This window comes from Pseudomonas sp. KnCO4, assembly GCF_045344305.1.
Lineage (GTDB): Bacteria > Pseudomonadota > Gammaproteobacteria > Pseudomonadales > Pseudomonadaceae > Aquipseudomonas > Aquipseudomonas anuradhapurensis.
Window position 1 is genome coordinate 3,717,716 of the sequence record NZ_CP174199.1, and the last position, 22,114, is coordinate 3,739,829.

The following is a 22,114-nucleotide window of genomic DNA, read 5'->3' on the forward strand; positions in this document are numbered from 1 at the left end:
TTTCGACCAACAAGAACATTAAAACCGTGGAACCTTAGCAATGAGCACAGCAATCAGTCCGACTGCTTATAACTACAAGGTCGTCCGCCAGTTCGCCATCATGACGGTGGTCTGGGGGATCCTTGGCATGGGCCTCGGCGTCTTCATCGCCTCGCAGCTGGTGTGGCCGCAACTGAACCTGGACCTGCCCTGGACCAGTTTCGGCCGCCTGCGCCCGCTGCACACCAACCTGGTGATCTTCGCCTTCGGCGGCTGTGCGCTGTTCGGCACCAGCTACTACGTGGTGCAGCGCACCTGCCAGACCCGGCTGATCTCCGACAGCATGGCCGCCTTCACCTTCTGGGGTTGGCAGGCGGTGATCGTCGGCGCGCTGATCACCCTGCCGATGGGCTACACCACCACCAAGGAATACGCCGAGCTCGAGTGGCCGCTGGCGATCCTCCTGGCCATCGTCTGGGTCACCTACGGGCTGGTGTTCTTCGGCACCATCGTCAAGCGCAAGACCAAGCATATCTATGTCGGCAACTGGTTCTACGGCGCCTTCATCGTGGTCACCGCGATGCTGCACATCGTCAACCACATCTCGCTGCCGGTGAGCCTGTTCAAGTCGTACTCGGCCTACTCCGGGGCCACCGATGCGATGATCCAGTGGTGGTACGGCCACAACGCGGTGGGCTTCTTCCTCACCACCGGCTTCCTCGGCATGATGTACTACTTCGTGCCCAAGCAGGCCGAGCGGCCGATCTACTCGTATCGCCTGTCGATCGTGCACTTCTGGGCGCTGATCACCCTGTACATCTGGGCCGGCCCGCACCACCTGCACTACACCGCCCTGCCCGACTGGGCGCAGTCGCTGGGCATGGTGATGTCGATCATCCTGCTGGCTCCGAGCTGGGGCGGCATGATCAACGGCATGATGACCCTGTCCGGCGCCTGGCACAAACTGCGCACCGACCCGATCCTGCGCTTCCTGGTGGTGTCGCTGGCGTTCTACGGCATGTCCACCTTCGAAGGCCCGATGATGGCAATCAAGACCGTGAACTCGCTGTCGCACTACACCGACTGGACCATCGGCCACGTGCACGCCGGCGCCCTCGGCTGGGTGGCGATGATCTCGATCGGTGCCGTGTACCACATGATCCCGCGCCTGTATGGCCGCGAGCAGATGCACAGCGTCGGCCTGATCAATGCGCACTTCTGGCTGGCCACCATCGGTACCGTGCTGTACATCGCCTCGATGTGGGTCAACGGCATCACCCAGGGCCTGATGTGGCGCGCCATCAACGATGACGGCACGCTCACCTACTCCTTCGTCGAAGCCCTGCAGGCCAGCCACCCTGGCTATATCGTCCGCGCCCTGGGCGGTGCGTTCTTCGCCAGCGGCATGCTGCTGATGGCCTACAACGTGCTGCGTACCGTCCGTGCCGCCAACCCGGCACAGGCAGAGGAAGCCGCCAAGATCGTCGTCGTGGGAGCGCACTGATGAAGCATGAAGCCCTCGAGAAGAACATAGGCCTGCTGGCCTTCTTCATGGTCATCGCCGTCAGTATCGGTGGCCTGACCCAGATCGTCCCGCTGTTTTTCCAGGACGTCACCAACAAACCCGTGGAAGGCATGAAGCCACGCACCGCGCTGGAGCTTGAAGGCCGCGACATCTATATCCGCGAAGGCTGCGTGGGCTGCCACTCGCAGATGATCCGCCCGTTCCGCGCCGAAACCGAGCGCTACGGCCACTACTCGGTGGCCGGCGAGAGCGTCTGGGACCACCCGTTCCTGTGGGGTTCCAAGCGTACCGGGCCGGACCTGGCACGGGTCGGTGGCCGCTACTCGGATGACTGGCACCGCGCGCACCTGTACAACCCGCGCAACGTGGTACCGGAGTCGAAGATGCCGTCCTACCCGTGGCTGGTCGAGCACAAGCTCGATGGCAAGGACACCGCGAAGAAGATGGAAGTGCTGCGCACCCTCGGCGTGCCGTACACCGACGCCGACATCGCCGGGGCCCGCGACGCGGTCAAGGGCAAGACCGAAATGGACGCCCTCGTCGCGTACCTGCAAGGTCTTGGCACCATCATCAAGAGCAAACGGTGAGGCTGATGGATATCGGGATGATTCGCGGCCTGGGCACCGTCGTGGTGATGGTGGCGTTCGTGGGCCTGGCACTGTGGGTGTTCAGCCCACGGCGAAAAAAGGACTTCGACGAAGCGACCCAACTGCCCTTCGCGGATGACCCCGAGGCCAGCCGGCACGTCGAGCAAGCAAAAGCTTCTGGGAGCAAACAACAATGACAACCTTCTGGAGTCTGTACGTTACCGTCCTGACCCTGGGCACCATCTTCTCGTTGACCTGGCTGCTGCTGTCGACCCGCAAGGGCCAGCGCGAAGAGGTCACCGACGAAACCGTCGGGCATGCCTTCGATGGCATCGAGGAATACGACAACCCGCTGCCGAAATGGTGGTTCTGGCTGTTCGTCGGCACCATCGTCTTTGCCCTGGGCTACCTGGTGCTGTACCCCGGCCTGGGCAACTGGAAAGGCGTGCTGCCGGGCTACTCGTACCTGGACAACGACAAGCAGACCGAGTTTTCCAACGGCCAGGCGGGCTGGACGGGCGTGCACGAGTGGGAAAAGGAAATGGCCAAGGCCGACGCCCGCTTCGGGCCGATCTTCGCCAAGTTCGCGGCGATGCCCATCGAGGAGGTGGCCAAGGACCCACAGGCGCTGAAAATGGGCGCGCGGCTGTTCGCCTCCAACTGCTCGGTGTGCCACGGCTCCGACGCCAAGGGTGCCTTCGGTTTCCCCAACCTGACCGACAATGATTGGCGCTGGGGCGGCGAGCCGGACACCATCAAGACCACCATCATGGGCGGCCGTCACGGCGTGATGCCGGCCTGGGCCGAGGTGATCGGCGACCAGGGCGTGGCTGACGTGGCGGCGTTCGTGGTGAGCAAGCTGGATGGCCGCAGCCTGCCGGAAGGCGCGAAGGCCGATGTCGAGAATGGGCAGAAGATCTTCGCCGCCAACTGCGTGGCCTGCCACGGGCCGGAAGGCAAAGGTACCCCAGCCATGGGCGCGCCGAACCTGACCCACCCGCAGGCGTTCATCTACGGCTCGAGCTTCGCTCAGTTGCAGCAGACCATCCGCTATGGCCGCCAGGGGCAGATGCCGGCCCAGCAGCAGCTGCAGGGCAATGACAAGGTGCACTTGCTGGCTGCGTATGTGTACAGCCTGTCGCAGCAGGCGGAGCCGGCCAAGGCCGAGTAAGCAGGCCCGGCCTCTTCGCGGGCTTGCCCGCTCCCACAGGGACTACACCCACCTCAAGACTGGTGAGGAACCTGTGGGAGCGGGCAAGCCCGCGAAGAGGCAGGCAAAGGCAGAGCATTTCTCGCAGGGAAATGACCTGGATCAATTGACACCCGCCATAACACGATTCACGCCACGAACCCAACGCGACTAAAGGTCGCAGCGCGACCCCAGACTGCCATCAGCGGCGTATCATGGGCCGCAGAGCGCTAGCAGATTGCGCCAGACTGCGGCCGGCACGCACTGGCCGCGGCGTTTCTCCACTGCCGTGGGACTTGATGATGAGCAAGCAGATTCCGGTACATGATGTCACCCCGCCTGCCAGCAAGGGCAAGGACTCCGTCGACCTCTACGCCTCCCGGGAAAAGATCTACACCCGTGCCTTCACCGGCCTGTTCCGACGCCTGCGCATGGTCGGCGGTGCCGTGCTGTTCCTGCTGTACTTCGGTACCGTCTGGCTGAACTGGGGTGGCCACCAGGCCGTGTGGTGGAACCTGCCCGAGCGCAAGTTCTACATCTTCGGCGCCACCATCTGGCCACAGGACTTCATCCTGCTTTCGGGCATCCTCATCGTCGCCGCCTTCGGCCTGTTCTTCATCACCGTGTTCGCCGGCCGCGTGTGGTGCGGCTACACCTGCCCGCAAAGCGTGTGGACGTGGATCTTCATGTGGTGCGAAAAGGTCACCGAGGGCGACCGCAACCAGCGCATGAAGCTGGACAAGGCGCCGATGAGCGGCAACAAGTTCCTGCGCAAGCTCGCCAAGCACAGCCTGTGGCTGCTGATCGGTTTCGTCACCGGCATGACCTTCGTCGGTTACTTCTCGCCGATCCGCGAACTGGCCATCGAGTTCTTCACTGGCCAGGCCGACGGCTGGGCCTACTTCTGGGTCGGCTTCTTCACCCTCGCCACCTACGGCAACGCCGGCTGGCTGCGCGAGCAGGTGTGCGTGTACATGTGCCCGTATGCACGCTTCCAGAGCGTGATGTTCGACAAGGACACGCTGATCGTGTCCTACGACCCGCGCCGTGGCGAAACCCGTGGCCCGCGCAAGAAGGACCTCGACTACAAGGCCCATGGCCTGGGTGACTGCATCGACTGCACCATGTGCGTGCAGGTCTGCCCCACCGGCATCGACATCCGTGACGGCCTGCAGATCGAGTGCATCGGCTGCGCCGCCTGCATCGATGCCTGCGACAACATCATGGACAAGATGAACTACCCGCGCGGGCTGATCAGCTACACCACCGAACACAACCTGTCCGGGCAGAAGACCCACCTGCTGCGCCCACGCCTGATCGGCTACGCGCTGGTACTGGTGGTGATGATCGTCGGCCTGGCAACCGCCTTCGCCACCCGCTCGCTGGTCGGTTTCGACGTCAGCAAGGACCGCGTGCTGTACCGCGAGAACGCCCAGGGCCGGATCGAGAACGTGTACAGCCTGAAGGTGATGAACAAGGACCAGCGCGACCACGTCTACGTGCTGGACGCCGCCGGCCTGCCGGACCTCAGGCTCGAAGGCCAGCGCGAGATCCGCGTGGCCGCCGGTGATATCGTCAGCCTGCCGGTGCAACTGTCGATTGCCCCCGAGAAACTGCCCTCGACCACCAACGAAGTCACCTTCATCCTCAAGAGCGCCGATGACAGCGACGCCCAGGTTGAAGCCAAGAGCCGTTTCATCGGCCCACAGATCCGCTGAGAGAGATAACCGACAATGCCTGCCACCGCCGCCAGCCCCTGGTACAAGCACCTCTGGCCCTGGATCATCATCGGCATCCTGGCCACCTCGGTGTGCCTGAGCCTGAGCATGGTCAGCATCGCCGTGCGCAACCCGGACAACCTGGTCAACGACAACTACTACGAGGCCGGCAAGGGCATCAACCGCTCGCTGGACCGTGAACTGCTGGCGCAGACGCTGGGCCTGAAGGCCGGCGTGCACCTGGACGAGCTGACCGGCGAAGTCGATGTGCGCCTGGCCGGCAACAGCGACCCGCAGAGCCTGGAACTGAACCTGATTTCACCCACCCAGCCGGAGAAAGACCGCAAGGTACTGCTGAGCCGGGTCGAGGCCGGGCGCTATGTGGGGCAGCTGGAGGACAAGGTTGACGGGCGTCGTTTCGTTGAATTGCTGGGTAGCGAAGGTGGCCAGGTGTGGCGTTTGTTCGAGGAAGAGAAGGTCGAGCATGGTGTGACCTTGCAACTGGGTGATGAAGCTCTGCAAGGTGCCGAGCACCAGCAGTAGCGACACCACAACCCCCTGTGGGAGCGGGCATGCCCGCGAATGCGACCGCTCAGGCAAAGGTGTTTCAGGCCTGACGCTTTCGCGGGCATGCCCGCTCCCACTGGGTTTCCCATGTACCTGAGCAGTGCTTGCCTTATGACCCAACCCACCCCGTGCTACCACTGCGCCCTGCCCGTCCCCGCCGGCAGCCGCTTCACCGCCTTGGTGCTGGGCGAGCCCCGGCAGTTCTGTTGCCCCGGCTGCCAGGCGGTGGCCGAGTCGATTGTCGCCGGGGGCCTGGAACACTATTACCAGCACCGCAGCGATACCAGCGCCAACCCCGAGGCCTTGCCCAGGCAACTGCAGGACGAACTGGCCCTGTACGATCGCAACGACGTGCAGCAAGCCTTCGTCCGCCACCAGGGCGGGCTGGCCGAAGCCACCCTGCTGGTCGAAGGCATCAGCTGCGCGGCCTGCGGCTGGCTGATCGAGAAACACCTGCGCAACCTGCCCGGTGTCGCCGAAGCACGTCTGAACCTGTCCAACCACCGGCTGCTGCTGAACTGGGACAACCAGCAGTTGCCGCTGTCGCGCCTGCTCGCCGAGCTGCGCCAGATCGGCTACGCCGCTCACCCCTACCAGCCCGACCAGGCCGCCGAGCAACTGGCGCGCGAGAACCGCAGTGCCCTGCGCCGCCTGGGCGTGGCCGGGCTGCTGTGGTTCCAGGCGATGATGGCGACCATGGCCACCTGGCCGGAATTCAACATCGACCTGTCGCCCGAGCTGCACACCATCCTCAGGTGGGTGGCACTGTTTCTCACCATCCCCATCGTCTTCTACAGCTGCGCGCCGTTCTTCAAGGGTGCCGCGCGCGACCTGCGCACCCGCCACCTGACCATGGACGTTTCGGTGTCGCTGGCCATTGGCCTGGCCTTTGGCGCCGGCATCTGGACCGCCATCACCGGTGGCGGCGAGCTGTACTTCGATACCGTGGGCATGTTCGCCCTGTTCCTGCTCACCGGCCGCTACCTCGAGCGCCGTGCCCGCGAACGCACCGCAGCGGCCACTGCGCAGCTGGTCAACCTGCTGCCGGCTTCATGCCTGCGCCTGGATGCCCACGGCCACAGCGAGCGCATCCTGCTCAGCGAACTGCAGTGCGGCGACCGGGTACAGGTGCTGCCCGGCGCGGTGATCCCCGCCGACGGCTGCATCGTCGATGGCCGCTCCAGTGTCGATGAGTCGTTGCTCACCGGCGAATACCTGCCGCAACCTCGCCGGGCTGGCGATCGTGTCACCGGCGGCACGCTGAATGTCGAAAGCACCCTGAGCGTGCAAGTCGAGGCCCTGGGGGCCGATTCGCGGTTATCGGCCATCGTTCGCCTGCTGGAGCGCGCGCAGACGGAAAAACCGCGCCTGGCCGAAATCGCCGACCGCGCCTCGCAGTGGTTCCTGCTGTGCTCGTTGCTGGCCGCCGTGGCCATCGGCCTGTGGTGGTGGCACCTGGACCCGGCGCGAGCGTTCTGGATCGTGCTGGCCATGCTGGTAGCGACCTGCCCTTGTGCGCTGTCGCTGGCCACGCCGACGGCCCTGACCGCCGCCACCGGCACCTTGCACAAGCTTGGCCTGCTGGTTACCCGCGGCCATGTGCTGGAAGGCCTGAACCAGATCGACACGGTGGTTTTCGACAAGACCGGCACGCTGACCGAGGGCCGCCTGACCTTGCGCAGCATCCGCCCGCTCGGCAACCTGCCGGCCGACCGCTGCCTGGCCCTGGCCGCAGCCCTGGAAAACCGCTCCGAACACCCCATCGCGCGCGCCTTCGGCCGCAGCGCCAGCCCGGCTGACGAGGTGCAAAGCGTGCCAGGCCTGGGCCTGGAAGGCGAAGTGGCCGGCCAGCGCCTGCGCATTGGCCAGGCCACCTTCGTCTGCGCCCTGAGCGGCGCAGAGCCCCCTGCCGTGCCAGAGCCGCGCGGCCAATGGCTGCTGCTGGGCGACCGCCAGGGGCCGCTGGCCTGGTTCGGCCTGGACGATCGCCTGCGCGACGACGCCCCGGCCCTGCTGGCCGCTTGCAAGGCCCACGGCTGGCGCACGCTGCTGCTCTCCGGTGACAGCTCGCCGATGGTTGCCGAAGTGGCCGCCCAGCTGGGCATCGACCAGGCCATCGGTGGCCTGCGTCCGGACGACAAACTGGACCGGCTGAAAGCGCTGCAGGCCGCCGGGCGCAAGGTGCTGATGCTGGGCGACGGGGTCAACGATGTGCCGGTGCTGGCCGCCGCCGACATCAGCATTGCCATGGGCAGCGCCACCGACCTGGCCAAGACCAGCGCCGATGCCGTGTTGCTGTCCAACCGCCTGGCGGCGCTGGTGCAAGCCTTCGAGCTGGCCCGCCGCACCCACCGCAACATCCTGCAGAACCTGTTGTGGGCGACCCTGTATAATGGCCTGGTGTTGCCGTTCGCCGCGCTCGGCTGGATCACCCCGGTGTGGGCGGCCATTGGCATGTCGCTCAGCTCGCTGGTGGTGGTGCTCAATGCCCTGCGCCTGACCCGCCTGCCGCCGGCAGCGGGAGTGTCCACCCATCAAGCGTCCTTGCCTGGGAGTAAGTCGCCATGCCCGCCCTCTATGTCATGATCCCCGCGGCACTGCTGCTGGTTGGCGTGGCCGTGTACATCTTCTTCTGGGCGGTGGACAGCGGCCAGTACGACGACCTCGAAAGCCCTGCCCATAGCATCCTGTTCGACGACCAGGACCCGCGCCACCAGGCGGCGGTGACGCCTGACGACAGCCAGGCCGCCCCCGCCAAGGAACCGCCACCCCGTGCCTGAACTGCTTCCCCTGCTGGGCTCGGCACTGATCCTTGGCCTGCTGGGCGGTGGCCACTGCCTGGGCATGTGTGGCGGCCTGATGGGCGCGCTGACCCTGGCCATTCCCCCAGAACAACGCGGCCGGCGCGTGCGCCTGCTGCTGGCCTACAACCTTGGCCGGGTGCTCAGTTATGGCTGTGCCGGCCTGCTGCTGGGCCTGGCCGGCTGGGCCGTGGCCAGCAGCCCCGCGGCCCTGGCGCTGCGGGTGGTGGCGGCGCTGTTGTTGATCGTCATGGGGCTGTACCTGGCCGGCTGGTGGAGCGGGCTGACCCGCATCGAGGCGCTGGGCCGGGGGCTGTGGCGGCATATCCAGCCCGTGGCATCGCGCTTGCTACCGGTGTCCAGCCTGCCGCGCGCATTGCTGCTCGGGGCACTATGGGGGTGGCTGCCGTGCGGGCTGGTGTACAGCACCTTGCTGTGGGCGGCCAGCCAAGGCAATGCCGGCTACAGCGCAGCGTTGATGCTGGCCTTCGGCGTGGGAACCTGGCCAGTGCTGCTGGCGACCGGGTTGGCCGCAGAACGGGTAAACACGTTGTTGAAACGACGCAGTGTGCGCGTGGCTGGCGGAGTGCTGGTGATGTTGTTTGGCATCTGGACCCTGCCGGGGCCGCACCAGCACTGGCTGATGGGGCACTGAACGGGGCTGCCTTGCCGCGCCGCTCAGCGCTCCCGATTCCCCTTGATACAAATCAACACAGTTTCCTACAGACAACCCTAGACTCCGGTGCATTGCTGCTCTTTCCGGGGACCGCCCTCATGCTCGACGACCTACGTTGGGATACCGACCTGATCCGCCGCTACGACCTGGCCGGACCACGCTACACCTCTTACCCGACCGCCGTGCAGCTGCACAGCGAAGTGGGCTCGTTCGACCTGCTCCACGCCCTGCGCGAGAGCCGTCGGGCCGTGCGCCCGCTGTCGCTGTACGTACACGTGCCGTTCTGTGCAAACATTTGTTACTACTGCGCTTGCAACAAAGTCATCACCAAGGACCGCGCCCGTGCCGCGCCGTACCTGCAGCGCCTGGAACAGGAAATCCAGCTGATCGCCTGCCATCTCGACCCCAAGCAACGGGTTGAACAGCTGCATTTTGGCGGCGGCACCCCAACCTTCCTCAGCCATGTGGAACTGCGCCAGCTGATGGCCACCCTGCGCCAGCACTTCCACCTGCTGGACGACGACTCCGGTGACTACGGCATCGAGATCGACCCCCGCGAGGCCGACTGGTCGACCATGGGCCTGCTGCGCGAACTGGGCTTCAACCGCGTCAGCCTCGGCGTGCAGGACCTCGACCCGGCCGTGCAGCGCGCAGTCAACCGCCTGCAGAGCCTGGAGCAGACCCGGACCCTGATCGAGGCCGCACGCACCCTGCAGTTCCGCTCGATCAACCTGGACCTGATCTATGGCCTGCCCAAGCAGACCCCGGAAGGCTTCGCTCGTACCGTCGAGGAAGTGATCCGCTTGCAACCCGACCGCCTGTCGGTATTCAACTACGCCCACCTGCCCGAGCGCTTCATGCCGCAGCGGCGCATCGACAGCAATGACCTGCCCAGCGCAGCCGCCAAGCTGGAGATGCTGCATGCCACCATCGACCAGCTGACCGCAGCCGGCTATCGCTACATCGGCATGGACCACTTCGCCCTGCCCGACGATGAGCTGGCCATCGCCCAGGAAGAAGGCACCCTGCAGCGCAACTTCCAGGGCTATACCACCCATGGTCACTGCGACCTGATCGGCCTGGGCGTGTCGGCGATCAGCCAGATCGGCGACCTGTACTGCCAGAACAGCAGCGACCTCAACACTTACCAGGACAGCCTGTCCAACGCCCAGCTGGCCACCCAGCGCGGCCTGATCTGCAACGACGACGACCGCTTGCGCCGGGCGGTGATCCAGCAGCTGATCTGCCATTTCGAGCTGGACTTCGAGCCGATCGAACAGGCCTTCACCATCGATTTTCGCGGCTATTTCAACGACCTCTGGCCAGAACTGCTGACCTTGCAGCGCGACGGCCTGATCCGCCTGGACGACAAGGGCATCCGCATCCTGTCGGCCGGCCGCCTGCTGGCGCGCTCGGTGTGCATGGTGTTCGATGCCTACCTGGGGCTGCACAACCGCCAGCGTTTTTCGCGGGTGATCTGAAACCGAGTCGTTCAACCGCATGGACAAGCTTCCTTGCCAGGCACACTATGGGCGCAGTGATGGCCCCGGCACACACGCCGGGGCCTGGCCAGCTCGCCGCACGACAGCGCACGCTGGCCTACAACCTATGCCGTGAGTTACCCTTACGTCTTATGTGTGCTTTCCCACAAGGATCGAAGAAAATGTCCGAGCCAGTCAAACTGCGCCCACACAACCAGGCCCATTGCAAGGACTGCAGCCTGGCCCCCCTGTGCCTGCCCCTGTCGTTGAACCTGGAAGACATGGATGCACTTGACGAAATCGTCAAGCGCGGGCGGCCGCTGAAAAAAGGCGAGTTCCTGTTCCGCCAGGGTGACAATTTCGGCTCGGTCTACGCGGTACGTTCCGGCGCCCTGAAAACCTTCAGCCTCAGCGACAGCGGCGAAGAGCAGATCACCGGCTTCCACCTGCCCAGTGAACTGGTCGGCCTGTCGGGCATGGACACCGAGGCCTATCCGGTGTCGGCCCAGGCGCAGGAAACCACCTCGGTGTGCGAAATCCCCTTCGAGCGCCTCGACGAGCTGTCGGTGCAGTTGCCTCAGCTACGGCGGCAACTGATGCGGGTCATGAGCCGGGAAATCCGCGATGACCAGCAAATGATGCTGCTGCTGTCGAAAAAGACCGCCGACGAGCGCATCGCCACCTTCCTGGTCAACCTGTCGGCGCGCTTCCGTGCCCGCGGCTATTCGGCCAACCAGTTCCGCCTGAGCATGTCGCGCAACGAAATCGGCAATTACCTGGGCCTGGCCGTGGAAACCGTGTCACGCGTGTTCACCCGCTTCCAGCAGAACGGCCTGCTTCGCGCCGAAGGCAAGGAAGTGCACATCCTCGACCCGATCCAGCTGTGCGCGCTGGCCGGCGGTGCGATGGAGGCCTGAGGGCTGGTTTAGCAGGTATACTTGGGCATTCGTTTTCCCAGGATACCCGCACCAATGCACAGCGACGCCTTCGACCTCAAAGCCCTGATCCGCCCGGTAGTGGACTTCCCCAAGCCGGGCGTGATCTTCCGCGACATCACCCCGCTATTCCAATCGCCGCGCGGGCTGCGCTATGTCGCCGACCAGTTCATCGAGCGCTATGTCGAGGCCGAGTTCAGCCACATCGGCGCCATGGATGCGCGGGGCTTCCTGATCGGCTCGATCATCGCCCATCAACTGAACAAGCCGCTGATCCTGTTCCGCAAGCAAGGCAAGCTGCCCGCTGATGTGCTCAGCGAGGCTTACCAGACCGAATACGGCGAAGCGTTCCTGGAAGTGCATGCCGACAGCCTGTGCGAAGGGGATTCGGTGCTGATCTTCGATGACCTGATCGCGACCGGCGGTACACTGCTGGCAGCGGCCAACCTGGTGCGCCGGACCGGGGCCCAGGTGTTCGAGGCGGCGGCAATCATCGACCTGCCGGAACTGGACGGCTCGCGCCGGCTACAGGCGGCGGGTGTGCCGACGTTCTGCCTGACCGAGTTTTCGCTCAGCGAATACTGAGACCACAGGGCTGCTTTGCAGCCCATCGCGACACAAGGCCGCTCCTACAGGGGAATGAGCTGCGCCGCTAATGTTGGACATCTGTCCACCCTCTGGGAACGCAACCTCCTGCAGGAGTGGCCTTGTGTCGCGATGGGCCGCAAAGCGGCCCCGGCAATTCTGAATCAGAGCGAAATCGGCCGCCGCCCGGCGAAGGCATGGGCCAGGGTTCCGCCGTCGACCAGCTCCAGCTCCCCACCCAGCGGCACGCCATGGGCAATGCGCGACGCCACCAGGCCCTTCTCGCTCAGCAGCTGGGCAATGTAATGCGCAGTCGCCTCCCCCTCCACCGTCGGGTTGGTTGCCAGGATCACCTCGCTGAAGGTGCCCTGCTCCTCGATCCGCGCCATCAGTTGCGGTATGCCGATCGCCTCCGGGCCCAGGCCGTCCAGCGGCGACAGGTGGCCCTTGAGCACGAAGTAACGGCCACGGTAGCCCGTCTGCTCCACCGCGTACACATCGGTCGGCCCCTCGACCACGCACAACTGGGTATCGTCACGGCGCGGGTCGGCGCACTGCGGGCACAGCTCCTGCTCGGTCAGGGTACGGCACTGGCGGCAATGGCCTACCCCTTCCATGGCCTGGGTCAAGGCCTGGGCCAGGCGCAGACCGCCGCTGCGGTCACGCTCGAGCAGCTGCAGGGCCATGCGCTGGGCGGTTTTCTGGCCAACACCCGGGAGAATACGCAGGGCATCGATCAGTTGGCGGATGAGAGGGCTGAAGCTCATGGGAAAGGCCTGACAATTCAATAAGAGGCGGTTTATACCCAGCGCAGACAACGCCGTCAAACAACCTTGCGTACAGCGTAAGGCCGGCGCGGTCCCTGTAGGAGCGGCCTTGTGTCGCGATGGGGCGCGAAGCGGCCCCAGGTTCTCAGCTTCGCAGCATGGATTGCCGGGGCTGCTGCGCAGCCCTTTCGCGACACAAGGCCGCTCCTACAAAGACCGCGCAGGCTGCCAGAAGGCACAAAAAAAACCGCCGCTGTCGTGAGCGGCGGTTCCTGGTAAGGCAATGCCCTTAGAACGGCATCTTGAAGCCCGGCGGCAACTGCATGCCGGCGGTCATGCTGCCCATCTTTTCCTGGCTGTTCTGCTCGACCTTGCGCACGGCGTCATTCAATGCAGCGGCAATCAGGTCTTCCAGCACTTCCTTGTCGTCGGCGTCGGTCGACATCAGGCTCTGGTCGATGCTGACGCGCTTCACATCGTGACGACCGGTCATCACCACGCTCACCAGGCCACCACCGGACTGGCCGGTGACTTCTGCGTTGGCCAGCTCTTCCTGCATCTTCTGCATCTTTTCCTGCATCTGCTGGGCCTGCTTCATCAGGCCGGCCATGCCACCTTTCATCATGGGGTATACCTCGATTGGGTCATGTGATGCGGCCCGACACCAGGCCGGCCGCATGGTTATCCGTTACTGGCCCTGACTGGCCAGGGCCTCTACAGGTTCAATAGTATCCTGCCGCACCTTGGCACCGAACAGCTGGATCATCTGCTGGATCAACGGATCCTGCTCGATCGACACCACGGCCTCGTGCTGACGCTCCCTGCGCTTGCGCGCCGCGGCCTGGGCCGGGGTTTCCTGCTCGGGCTGAATCAGCTCGATACGCAGGTTCAGCGTGCGCCCCAGGTGCTGGTTGAGCGCTTCGTTCAGGCGCCGCTGCTGGGTGGCGTTGAACAGCGCCCCCTGGCCAGGGTCCAGGTGCAGCAGCCAGTCGTCGCCATCGGCGGCCACCAGCGTACAGTTTGCCGCGATGTTGCCCGTCATCCCGGAGACCGGCAACTGCGGGAACATTTCCAGCCATTGCAGGGCCAGGCCGGTCGCCGGCTTGGCCGCTGGCAGCGGCTCGGCGACCGGCTTGGGGGCCTCTTCCTGGACGTGTTCGGCCAGCTCGTCCAGGTAGCTGAAGCCGACCGGGTCGCTTTCGCCGCCATAATAGTCTTCGTCCAGTGGCGGCTCATCGTCGCGGTCCATGCCCACGGCAGCATAGGCCGACGGGTCGAAGGGCGGCTCGTCGTCGTGGGCCGGGACCGCCGGCATCGGCGCGGGCGCTGGCGCGGGAGCCGGCGCAGGCGCCGGCGCGGCCTCAGGCGCTACGGGTACCGACTCCTCCCACGGCAGGTCAACCACCTCTGCCACGACAGCTGGCTCCGGCTCGGGCTCGGGCTCGGGCTCGGCTTGCGGCTCGGGTTCGACAACGGCAGCAGGCTCAGCCTGCGGCACAGGTGCATCAACCGGCTGTGGTGCTGGCATCACTGGCATGGGTGCCTGCTGCTGCGGCGCGGCAACCGCTGCAGCAGGTTGCACGGCAGCGGCTGGCGGCACCGCGGCAACCGCTGGCGCTGCCACCGGGGTTGCAGGATCAGCTGTGGCCTGGCTGATCCCCACTGGCTTTAGCACCGGCTTCGGCGCGTCGTCGGCGTCGGCCGGGCGGAACGCCAGCATGCGCAGCAGGACCATTTCAAAGCCACCACGTGGGTCCGGCGCCAGCGGCAGGTCACGGCGACCGATCAGGCCCATCTGGTAATAGAACTGCACGTCCTCGGCCGGCAATGCCGCGGCCAGCGCCAGTACCCGCTCGCGGTCACCTTGGCCGTTGTCCACGGCTTCCGGCAATGCCTGGGCGATGGCCACGCGGTGCAGCACATTGAGCATCTCGGCCAGTACGCCAGCCCAGTCCGGGCCCTGTTCGGCCAGGTTGCGCACGGCCTCGAGCAAGGCCCGTGCATCCCCCTCGAGCAGCGCCTGCAACACGCCATAGACCTGGCCATGGTCAAGGCTGCCGAGCATCGCCCGCACATCGGCGGCCAGCACCTTGCCTTCGCCAAAGGCGATGGCCTGGTCGGTCAGGCTCATCGCATCGCGCATCGAACCATCGGCAGCGCGGCCCAGCAACCACAGGGCATCCGTCTCGAAGGGCACGTTTTCCGCAGTCAGTACGTGGCTGAGGTGTTCGACCACCCGCTCCGGGCTCATGTTCTTCAGCGAGAACTGCAGGCAGCGCGACAGAATGGTGGCCGGCAGCTTCTGCGGGTCGGTGGTGGCGAGGATGAACTTGACGTAGGGCGGCGGCTCTTCCAGCGTCTTGAGCAAGGCGTTGAACGAGTGGGTCGACAGCATGTGCACTTCGTCGATCAGGTAGACCTTGAAGCGCCCACGGCTTGGGGCGTACTGCACGTTATCGAGCAGTTCGCGGGTATCCTCGACCTTGGTCCGGCTGGCGGCGTCGATCTCGATCAGGTCGACGAAACGGCCTTCGTCGATTTCCCGGCACACCGAACAGGTGCCGCATGGCGTCGAGGTGATGCCGGTTTCACAGTTCAGGCACTTGGCAATGATCCGGGCGATGGTGGTCTTGCCCACGCCCCGGGTACCGGTGAACAGGTAGGCATGGTGCAGGCGCTGGTTGTCCAGGGCGTTGATCAAAGCCTTGAGCACATGGGCCTGGCCGACCATTTCGCGGAACGAGCGCGGACGCCATTTACGTGCAAGGACCTGATAACTCATCGAAAAACCATCGTAGCCTGATCGAGCGGAAGATCGCTAATGCTAGCGGAGCGGGGGCAAAAATGCACCCCGCGCGGCTCGTCTAAGCTAGAAACTGTATGTGCTGTCCAGGGAGGATATGCCTTTGCCAAGACTGCTGGCCTTGCTGCTGTTGTGGACCTCGCAATGTCTCGCCGAACAGGCGGTGCTGCGTTTTTCCGTGGCCGAGAGCTGGAGCATGCCGCTGGTGCGCATCGAAGCCGACCAGCCAGTGGAGGGCCTGCTGTACGACCTGACGCAGGCGCTGGCCAGCGAGGTGGGCGCGCGCCCTGTGTACCACGTCATGGCCCGCCTGCGCCTGCAGGAGGCTATGGAGCATGGCGATATCGATGTGCGCTGCTATGTCAGCAGCCAGTGGTTCGATGCCCCACCAGGGAATTTCGTCTGGAGCGTCCCCCTGATCAACCAGCGCGACCTGCTGGTCGGTCGCCCGGGCGACAGCACGGCGATATCCCCCGAGCAGCTGCCACCACAGGCGATCGGTACAGTGCTGGGTTTCACCTACCCGGGTTTGCAGCCGTTGCTTGACCAGGGTCGTTTGCAGCGCGAAGACAGCCGCAACCAGTTGCTGGTATTGCAGAAGCTGCAAGCCGGCCGCTATCGCCACGCAGTCAGCAACCAGCTGTCGCTCCAGTGGTTCAACCGGGGCCTGCCGGATGGGCAGCGCCTGCAGGCGCTGGCGGTGCTGGACGAGCAGCAGCTGGGGTGCATGGTACGCAATGATCCGGCGCTACCGACCCAGGCCTTGCTGCGGGCGCTGGCGCGTATGAAACAGTCGGGGCAGATCGAGCGGATCGTGCAGCGCTATGGCGGGCAGGGCCATCAGGCGGTGATGCCCGTAGCCCGACCTTGAGCACGCCACGTCTACCTGAAGCCTCTCACCCAGGCGCAACCAGGCTTGCGCTGAGGAACAGGCCCAGCCCGAACACACCATGCGTCACCAGGCTCTTCAAGCAGTTACGCACAGGTGTCGGTGTCTTCGCTGCAAAGAACCCCGCCCCCATCGCCGGCTGCATGAGGCACAGCGGCGCCACCACCGTCCCCACCCCAACCGCCAGTGCAGGCCACAAGGTCGGCGCCAGCAACCAGCCTTCGCCGACAATCACTACCAACAGCAGCGCGAACAGCACCCCGATGGCGTAATGAATCAACCAGCCCCACATCAGTTCGTGCCGCACAGGCTCCGCCTTGGCAATCGCCCCGTGGCGCACACGCCCTTGCCACAGATGCCCCGCCCAGCGCCCGACCATGGCGAAGTTCGGCGCGGCAACCCCCAGGCGCCGCAGCAACAAGCCCCACACGTCCATGACCAGCGTGGCACCCAAACCAATCGGCAAGGCCGCTGAAAGCATCGCAGTAAACGTCATTGAAAAGCCCTCGATGATTGACTGTCGTCACTACGCCGCGCAGCATAGAAGTTGAAGTCAACTTCAAGTCAAGGGCCCGCAATGGACATTGCCGACGTCGCCAGACGCACAGGCGTACCCGCCTCGACACTGCGTTACTACGAAAAGAAAGGCTTGCTCAAGTCACTTGCCGGGCGTGGCCAGCGCCGGCAGTTTGCCGCCGATGTGACAGACCGCCTGGCGCTGATCGCCCTGGGGCAGGCGGCGGGGTTTTCGCTGGATGAAGTGGGAGCGATGCTGGTGGACTTGCAGGTCGACCGGCAGCTGCTGATTGCCAAGGCCGACGAACTGGATGCACGGATCAGGCGCTTGCAGGCAATGAGCAAGGGCCTGCGGCATGCGGCGCAGTGCCCGGAAGCGGATCACCTGGCATGCCCGACATTCCAGCGGCTGATGAAGTTATCGGCAGCGGGGCTTGGAAAAAGGCAGAACCGGTCAACGCTTGTCATGAAACACCCAAGGTAGAGGTACTGGTGCAAACCCGAACCGAATGATGGCTCATTAATATCAATAAGCCATCACTCAGTGTAGAGTGACGCGCCTCCGCACCCAGCTGTGCGCGAGAACCGTACTCACACTCAGGAAAAGTTGCATGTCCACAGTAAGAAACCTCACCGCTGCCGCACTCATAGCGCTGACCCCTGATTGTGCTACAGGCCCCAATTCTGTCCAGGAGTCGGAACTTGCCGGCTATCGCGCCAGAAACCTCGCGGTTGAAGAAAAGAACCCTGGGCTTGCCGCCGGCCTTGGTCTGCTTCCAGGTGGCGGTTCCTTCTACGGTCGCGCATACGGCTTTGGCGTGGTCAACCTGTTGTTTTGGCCGCTTTCCATTTTTTGGGACCCGGTGAGTGGGCATGACGCCGCAGAACTCATCAACTATCAGGCCACCAAGGCTCACGTTGCGAGCTTGAAAAAACACGATATGGACGCGCTGGACGCCCAGCTTGAGTCCGATGAGATCGACGTCAAGCGCTACACGCTCGACAAACGCAGAATCGATGAAAAGTACAACCTCTGAGAGCTTCGGCCGAACAGCGCAACGTCCGGCCTGAGGCTGGCGTATTCGAGGATACGGCCTGGGTCGGCCTGCCTGGCTTGTGGCGCGGATGGGATGAAGCCTGTCCGCTGTCGATCATTGTACGAATGTTAGGAGTGTAGGGCTGTCAGCTTGCAGATGACACTTCATTCGGGAGATTCCGAATTCCGTCGTAACCGGAAATATTTCTAGCGAGACGTCTTGAGAATTCAAGAGCCTGAAATGGAGGCAGCCCCACCAGCCACACCCCGGCACTCGATGTTCCCGCTATGGCTGCTCCCTTCCGGGCCTGACCAGGTTAACGGGTAATCAATGCGGGGGGACCGATGGGGCCACCACTACAGAGCTCGCTGAGCAGCGAGTGGCGCCATTGTACCGGTCTTGAGAGCAGATACAACCTCTGGGGCGAGAAAAAGTCATCATTTCTCAATGACTTGTCCGGATTGAAAAGGCCTGGGCGGGCCTCTTCGCGGATTGGCGCGCACCTTCACGGGGCGCGTCACCTTGCAGAGCCTGAGCAAGACGGGGCTTCCGTGCAAGCCTGGACGTGGGTCTCGAGCCAACATTGCCGGGGCCGCTTTGCGGCCCTTTCGCGACGCAAGGCCGCTCCTACAGGAAATTGCGCAGGGCGTCAGACGGCTATGCCCTGCTCGGCCAGGAAGGCAACGAAGGCGTCTTCGTCCAGTACCTTCACCCCCAGTTCGCTGGCCTTGGCCAGCTTGGAGCCCGCCCCTGGCCCCGCCACCACGCAGTGGGTCTTGCCTGACACCGAACCGGCCACCTTGGCTCCCAGGCTTTCCAGCTTTTCCTTGGCAATGTCACGGCTCATGCGCTCCAAGGTGCCGGTCAGCACCCAGGTCTGGCCGGCCAGTGGCAAGCCTTCGGCGACCTTCTTCTCGTTGCTCCAGTGCATGCCGAACGCCAGCAACTGCGCCTCGATGTCCCGCGCCAGCTTCTGGTTGGCTTCATCCTTGAAGAACTCGCGCACCGCGTCAGCCTGCTTGGCCGCCAAGGCCTGGCGCAGGTCGATGCCGTCGGCGGCGATGATCTTGTCCAGGCTGTCGAGCTTGGCCACCAGCTTTTCAGCACCGGTCGGGCCGACCGAGGCGATGTCGAGCTTGGCGATCATGCCCGCCAGGGTCGTGCTGGCAGCGAATTCGGCAGCCAGCTCGCCTTCGTCCTGCAACTGCATGCCGCTGTCGAGCAGTTGCTGGATCACCTTCTGGTTATGTTCGTCTTCGAAGAAGTTGTGAATTTCGTAAGCCACCTCCAGGCCGATGTCCGGCAGGTAGGTGAGCACTTGTGGCAGCGCCTGCCGGACGCGCGCCAGGCTGCCCAGCGAACGGGCCAGCACCTTGGCGGTCTCTTCGCCGACGTCCGGAATGCCCAAGGCATAGATAAAGCGCGCCAGGCTCGGGCGCTTGCTGGCTTCGATAGCATCCAGCAGCTTGCGGCTGGACACTTCGGCGAACCCTTCCAGGCCGACGATCTGCTCGAACTCCAGCTTGTACAGGTCCGCCGGCGAGCCGATCAGGCCTTCGTCGACCAGTTGCTCGACGCTCTTCTCGCCCAGGCCGTCGATGTCCATGGCGCGGCGCGACACGTAATGGATGATCGCCTGCTTGAGCTGGGCGGCGCAGGCCAGGCGACCGACGCAGCGGTACACCGCGCCTTCGCTGGTGGTTTCCTTGCCCTTGCTGCGCTTGACCAGCCGGGTACGCTCGACCTGCGAGCCGCACACCGGGCATTCGCTCGGCACCTGCACCGGGCGGGCCGCTTCCGGGCGACGCTCCAGCACTACCTGCATCACCTGCGGGATCACGTCGCCGGCGCGGCGGATGATCACCGTATCACCAATGCGCAGGCCCAGGCGCGCGATCTCGTCCATGTTGTGCAGGGTGGCGTTGGACACGGTCACGCCCGCCACCTTGACTGGCTTCAGGCGGGCCACCGGGGTCACCGCGCCAGTGCGGCCGACCTGGAACTCGACGTCCAGCACCTCGGTCAGCTCTTCCATGGCGGGGAACTTGTGGGCGATCGCCCAGCGCGGTTCACGGGCGCGGAAGCCCAGCTCGCGCTGGGCCGCCAGGCTGTTGACCTTGAACACCACGCCGTCGATTTCATAGGGCAGGCTGTTGCGTCGCTCGCCAATGTCGCGGTAGTAGGCCAGGCACTCCTCGATGCCGGCAGCGTGCTTGAGCTCACGGCTGATCGGCAAACCCCAGGCCTTGAGCTGCTCGAGGATGCCGATGTGGCTGTCGCCGATGCTCGCGGACACCTGACCGACGCCATAGCAGCAGAACTCCAGCGGGCGGCTGGCGGTGATCTTCGAGTTCAGCTGGCGCAAGCTACCGGCGGCGGCGTTGCGCGGGTTGGCGAAGGTCTTGCCACCGGCTTCGGCCTGGGCGGCGTTGAGCCGCTCGAAACCGGCCTTGCTCATGTACACCTCGCCGCGCACTTCCAGCACCGCCGGCCAACCTTCGCCCTGCAGCTTGAGCGGGATGTTGCGCACGGTGCGCACGTTGGCGCTGATGTCTTCGCCGGTAGTGCCGTCGCCACGAGTGGCGCCCTGCACCAACAGGCCGTCACGGTACAGCAGGCTCACGGCCAGGCCGTCGAGCTTGGGCTCGCAGCTGTAGTCGATTGCACCGGGCTGGTCGAGGCCATCGACCACACGGCGGCCGAACTCACGCAGGTCGGCTTCTTCGAAGGCGTTGCCCAGGCTCAGCATCGGCACTTCGTGGCGAACCTGGCTGAACGCGGCCAGGGCCGCGCCGCCAACGCGCTGGGTCGGCGAGTCGGGGGTCACCAGGTGCGGGTGTTCGGCTTCAAGCGCCTTGAGCTCGTTGAACAGGCGGTCGTATTCGGCATCGGGCACGCTGGGCTCGTCGAGCACATAGTAGCGGTAGTTGTGCTGGTCGAGCTGGTGACGGAGTTCGTGGATACGGGATTCGACGGTCATGGGGTTGTCTTCTCTTGCAAAGCAAAAGAGCAGCCTGGGGGCGTCCAGCACCGCCCTCAGGCTGCTCTTTCGTCTGGATCTGTCAGCGCTTTTGGGTCAGCGCACGGCGCTCGAATTCGACAATACGCTGGCGATAGTGCTCGATGGTCTGGGCAGTCAGCACGCTGCGCTGGTCGTCCTTGAGCTCGCCGTTCAGTTCGTGGGCCAGCTTGCGCGCCGCAGCCACCATCACATCGAAAGCCTGCTTCGGATGACGCGGGCCCGGCAGGCCGAGGAAGAAGCTCACCGCACGGGTGCTGAAGTGGTCGATATCGTCCAGGTCGAATACGCCAGGCTTGACCGCGTTGGCCATGGAGAACAGCACTTCGCCGTGGCCGGCCATGCTTTCGTGCCGGTGGAAGATGTCCATTTCGCCGAAGCGCAGGCCACTCTCCAGGATGTTCTGCAGCAGGGCCGGGCCCTTGAAGCCACCCTCGTCGCGGGAGATCACGCTGATCACCAGCACTTCCTCGGCCGGCGGCAGTTCCTTGACGCTGCTGCTGGCAGGCGCCGGGTTGCTGCTGCGGGTGTTCTGTGCGGCAAAGTCTTCGTCGCTGTCGGCAAACAGGTCGGCTTCACGCGGTTCGGCGCTCAGGTTCAGGTCGCCCTGCTGGGCCTCGGCAGCAGCCGTGGCACGCTTGCCGCGCTTGCTGGCCTTGGCCGGCTTGGGTTCACGCTCGCGGTCGCGCGCAGAAGCGCTGAGCGACGGCAGGTCGCTTTCGTCCAGCTCAGGCTCCTTGTGGGTTTCCAGCACCCGCGACGGGCCAAGCACTTCGGCATTGCCCTCTTCGTCCGGCAGGTTGGCATAGCTGCGATCCAGACGGAATTTCAACTTGCCTTTGCCGCCGCGCATGCGGCGCCAGCCGTCGAAAAGAATCCCGGCAATGACAATGATGCCGATGACGATCAGCCACTCGCGCAGACCGATTTCCATGTAATCCCGTGCCTCTATAAAAATATGCTTGAAAACAAAGGGTTCAAAGCCCTTTAACACGTGGCGCCAACTCTATGTTCTGACAGGCGTTTTTACCCACGCAAAA

21 protein-coding genes and 1 other RNA gene are annotated in these 22,114 nt (G+C 64.6%); 15 read left to right on the forward strand and 7 right to left on the reverse strand.

Annotated elements, in window-relative coordinates; translation table 11 throughout:
• The first annotated feature begins 40 nt into the window (after positions 1–40).
• The 12 genes from ccoN to ACJA3S_RS17375 all read left to right on the forward strand — a co-directional run bounded on the left by ccoN (position 41) and on the right by ACJA3S_RS17375 (position 12,043).
• Entirely contained in the window at positions 41–1,483 is a 1,443-nt protein-coding gene (ccoN, locus tag ACJA3S_RS17320) for a cytochrome-c oxidase, cbb3-type subunit I (RefSeq protein ID WP_170030923.1), read from the forward strand.
• Positions 1,483–2,091 (forward strand): cytochrome-c oxidase, cbb3-type subunit II, encoded by a 609-nt coding sequence (gene ccoO / locus ACJA3S_RS17325; RefSeq protein WP_406819411.1) that lies wholly within the window; start codon positions 1,483–1,485, stop codon positions 2,089–2,091. The genes ccoN and ccoO overlap by 1 nt, the downstream gene beginning before the upstream one ends.
• Before the next feature lie 5 nt (positions 2,092–2,096).
• Positions 2,097–2,288, forward strand: coding sequence for a cbb3-type cytochrome c oxidase subunit 3 (locus tag ACJA3S_RS17330; protein ID WP_170030944.1), 192 nt, complete (start codon positions 2,097–2,099; stop codon positions 2,286–2,288).
• Positions 2,285–3,262: a cytochrome-c oxidase, cbb3-type subunit III gene (ccoP, locus tag ACJA3S_RS17335; protein WP_406819412.1), complete on the forward strand. Its 978-nt coding sequence runs from the start codon at positions 2,285–2,287 to the stop codon at positions 3,260–3,262. Before ACJA3S_RS17330 ends, ccoP begins: the two co-directional genes overlap by 4 nt.
• A 320-nt stretch (positions 3,263–3,582) precedes the next feature.
• Positions 3,583–4,998, forward strand: coding sequence for a cytochrome c oxidase accessory protein CcoG (ccoG, locus tag ACJA3S_RS17340; protein ID WP_186688354.1), 1,416 nt, complete (start codon positions 3,583–3,585; stop codon positions 4,996–4,998).
• 15 nt (positions 4,999–5,013) lie between these two features.
• On the forward strand, positions 5,014–5,541 hold the full coding sequence (locus ACJA3S_RS17345) for a FixH family protein (RefSeq protein ID WP_170030950.1): 528 nt from the start codon (positions 5,014–5,016) through the stop codon (positions 5,539–5,541).
• Between the two features lie 135 nt (positions 5,542–5,676).
• Positions 5,677–8,151, forward strand: coding sequence for a heavy metal translocating P-type ATPase (locus tag ACJA3S_RS17350; protein ID WP_406819413.1), 2,475 nt, complete (start codon positions 5,677–5,679; stop codon positions 8,149–8,151).
• Positions 8,130–8,345: a cbb3-type cytochrome oxidase assembly protein CcoS gene (gene ccoS / locus ACJA3S_RS17355; protein ID WP_170030954.1), complete on the forward strand. Its 216-nt coding sequence runs from the start codon at positions 8,130–8,132 to the stop codon at positions 8,343–8,345. Before ACJA3S_RS17350 ends, ccoS begins: the two co-directional genes overlap by 22 nt.
• Entirely contained in the window at positions 8,338–9,021 is a 684-nt protein-coding gene (locus ACJA3S_RS17360; protein WP_406819414.1) for a sulfite exporter TauE/SafE family protein, read from the forward strand. The genes ccoS and ACJA3S_RS17360 overlap by 8 nt, the downstream gene beginning before the upstream one ends.
• Before the next feature lie 119 nt (positions 9,022–9,140).
• Positions 9,141–10,523 carry an oxygen-independent coproporphyrinogen III oxidase gene (gene hemN, locus ACJA3S_RS17365; protein WP_406819415.1) on the forward strand — a complete coding sequence of 461 codons (1,383 nt, stop codon included), beginning with the start codon at positions 9,141–9,143 and terminating at the stop codon, positions 10,521–10,523.
• A gap of 182 nt (positions 10,524–10,705) precedes the next feature.
• The gene (gene fnrA, locus ACJA3S_RS17370; RefSeq protein WP_009683909.1) at positions 10,706–11,440 is read left to right on the forward strand and encodes a Crp/Fnr family transcriptional regulator FnrA; all 735 of its coding nucleotides are present in this window, start codon (positions 10,706–10,708) and stop codon (positions 11,438–11,440) included.
• A gap of 54 nt (positions 11,441–11,494) precedes the next feature.
• Positions 11,495–12,043, forward strand: coding sequence for an adenine phosphoribosyltransferase (locus ACJA3S_RS17375; RefSeq protein ID WP_027921268.1), 549 nt, complete (start codon positions 11,495–11,497; stop codon positions 12,041–12,043).
• A 164-nt stretch (positions 12,044–12,207) separates the two neighbouring features.
• On the opposite strand, the gene recR is transcribed toward ACJA3S_RS17375, so the two are convergent.
• The 3 genes from recR to dnaX form a co-directional block, all read right to left on the reverse strand.
• The gene (recR, locus tag ACJA3S_RS17380; RefSeq protein WP_406819416.1) at positions 12,208–12,810 is read right to left on the reverse strand and encodes a recombination mediator RecR; all 603 of its coding nucleotides are present in this window, start codon (positions 12,808–12,810) and stop codon (positions 12,208–12,210) included.
• Between the two features lie 289 nt (positions 12,811–13,099).
• Positions 13,100–13,435, reverse strand: a complete 336-nt coding sequence (locus tag ACJA3S_RS17385) for a YbaB/EbfC family nucleoid-associated protein (RefSeq protein ID WP_023381418.1) — start codon at positions 13,433–13,435, stop codon at positions 13,100–13,102.
• A gap of 63 nt (positions 13,436–13,498) precedes the next feature.
• On the reverse strand, positions 13,499–15,592 hold the full coding sequence (dnaX, locus tag ACJA3S_RS17390; protein ID WP_406819417.1) for a DNA polymerase III subunit gamma/tau: 2,094 nt from the start codon (positions 15,590–15,592) through the stop codon (positions 13,499–13,501).
• Between the two features lie 118 nt (positions 15,593–15,710).
• Here dnaX and ACJA3S_RS17395 point away from each other — a divergent pair, with 118 nt between their 5' ends.
• Complete coding sequence (locus ACJA3S_RS17395; RefSeq protein WP_406819418.1) at positions 15,711–16,484, forward strand: substrate-binding periplasmic protein; 774 nt, start codon at positions 15,711–15,713, stop codon at positions 16,482–16,484.
• 25 nt (positions 16,485–16,509) lie between these two features.
• Here ACJA3S_RS17395 and ACJA3S_RS17400 read toward each other — a convergent pair whose 3' ends face one another.
• Positions 16,510–16,998 carry a DUF2938 domain-containing protein gene (locus tag ACJA3S_RS17400; RefSeq protein ID WP_200627610.1) on the reverse strand — a complete coding sequence of 163 codons (489 nt, stop codon included), beginning with the start codon at positions 16,996–16,998 and terminating at the stop codon, positions 16,510–16,512.
• A gap of 81 nt (positions 16,999–17,079) precedes the next feature.
• On the opposite strand from ACJA3S_RS17400, the gene ACJA3S_RS17405 reads away from it, so the two are divergent.
• Positions 17,080–17,502 carry a helix-turn-helix domain-containing protein gene (locus ACJA3S_RS17405; protein WP_406819419.1) on the forward strand — a complete coding sequence of 141 codons (423 nt, stop codon included), beginning with the start codon at positions 17,080–17,082 and terminating at the stop codon, positions 17,500–17,502.
• Between the two features lie 127 nt (positions 17,503–17,629).
• Positions 17,630–18,055, forward strand: coding sequence for a hypothetical protein (locus ACJA3S_RS17410; protein ID WP_406819420.1), 426 nt, complete (start codon positions 17,630–17,632; stop codon positions 18,053–18,055).
• 250 nt (positions 18,056–18,305) lie between these two features.
• On the opposite strand, the gene ffs is transcribed toward ACJA3S_RS17410, so the two are convergent.
• The 3 genes from ffs to zipA all read right to left on the reverse strand — a co-directional run bounded on the left by ffs (position 18,306) and on the right by zipA (position 22,008).
• Positions 18,306–18,402, reverse strand: an RNA gene (gene ffs, locus ACJA3S_RS17415) — signal recognition particle sRNA small type.
• A gap of 302 nt (positions 18,403–18,704) precedes the next feature.
• Positions 18,705–21,035 carry an NAD-dependent DNA ligase LigA gene (ligA, locus tag ACJA3S_RS17420; RefSeq protein WP_406819421.1) on the reverse strand — a complete coding sequence of 777 codons (2,331 nt, stop codon included), beginning with the start codon at positions 21,033–21,035 and terminating at the stop codon, positions 18,705–18,707.
• Positions 21,036–21,117: 82 nt separating this feature from the next.
• Positions 21,118–22,008: a cell division protein ZipA gene (zipA, locus tag ACJA3S_RS17425; RefSeq protein ID WP_406819422.1), complete on the reverse strand. Its 891-nt coding sequence runs from the start codon at positions 22,006–22,008 to the stop codon at positions 21,118–21,120.
• Positions 22,009–22,114: the final 106 nt, after the last annotated feature.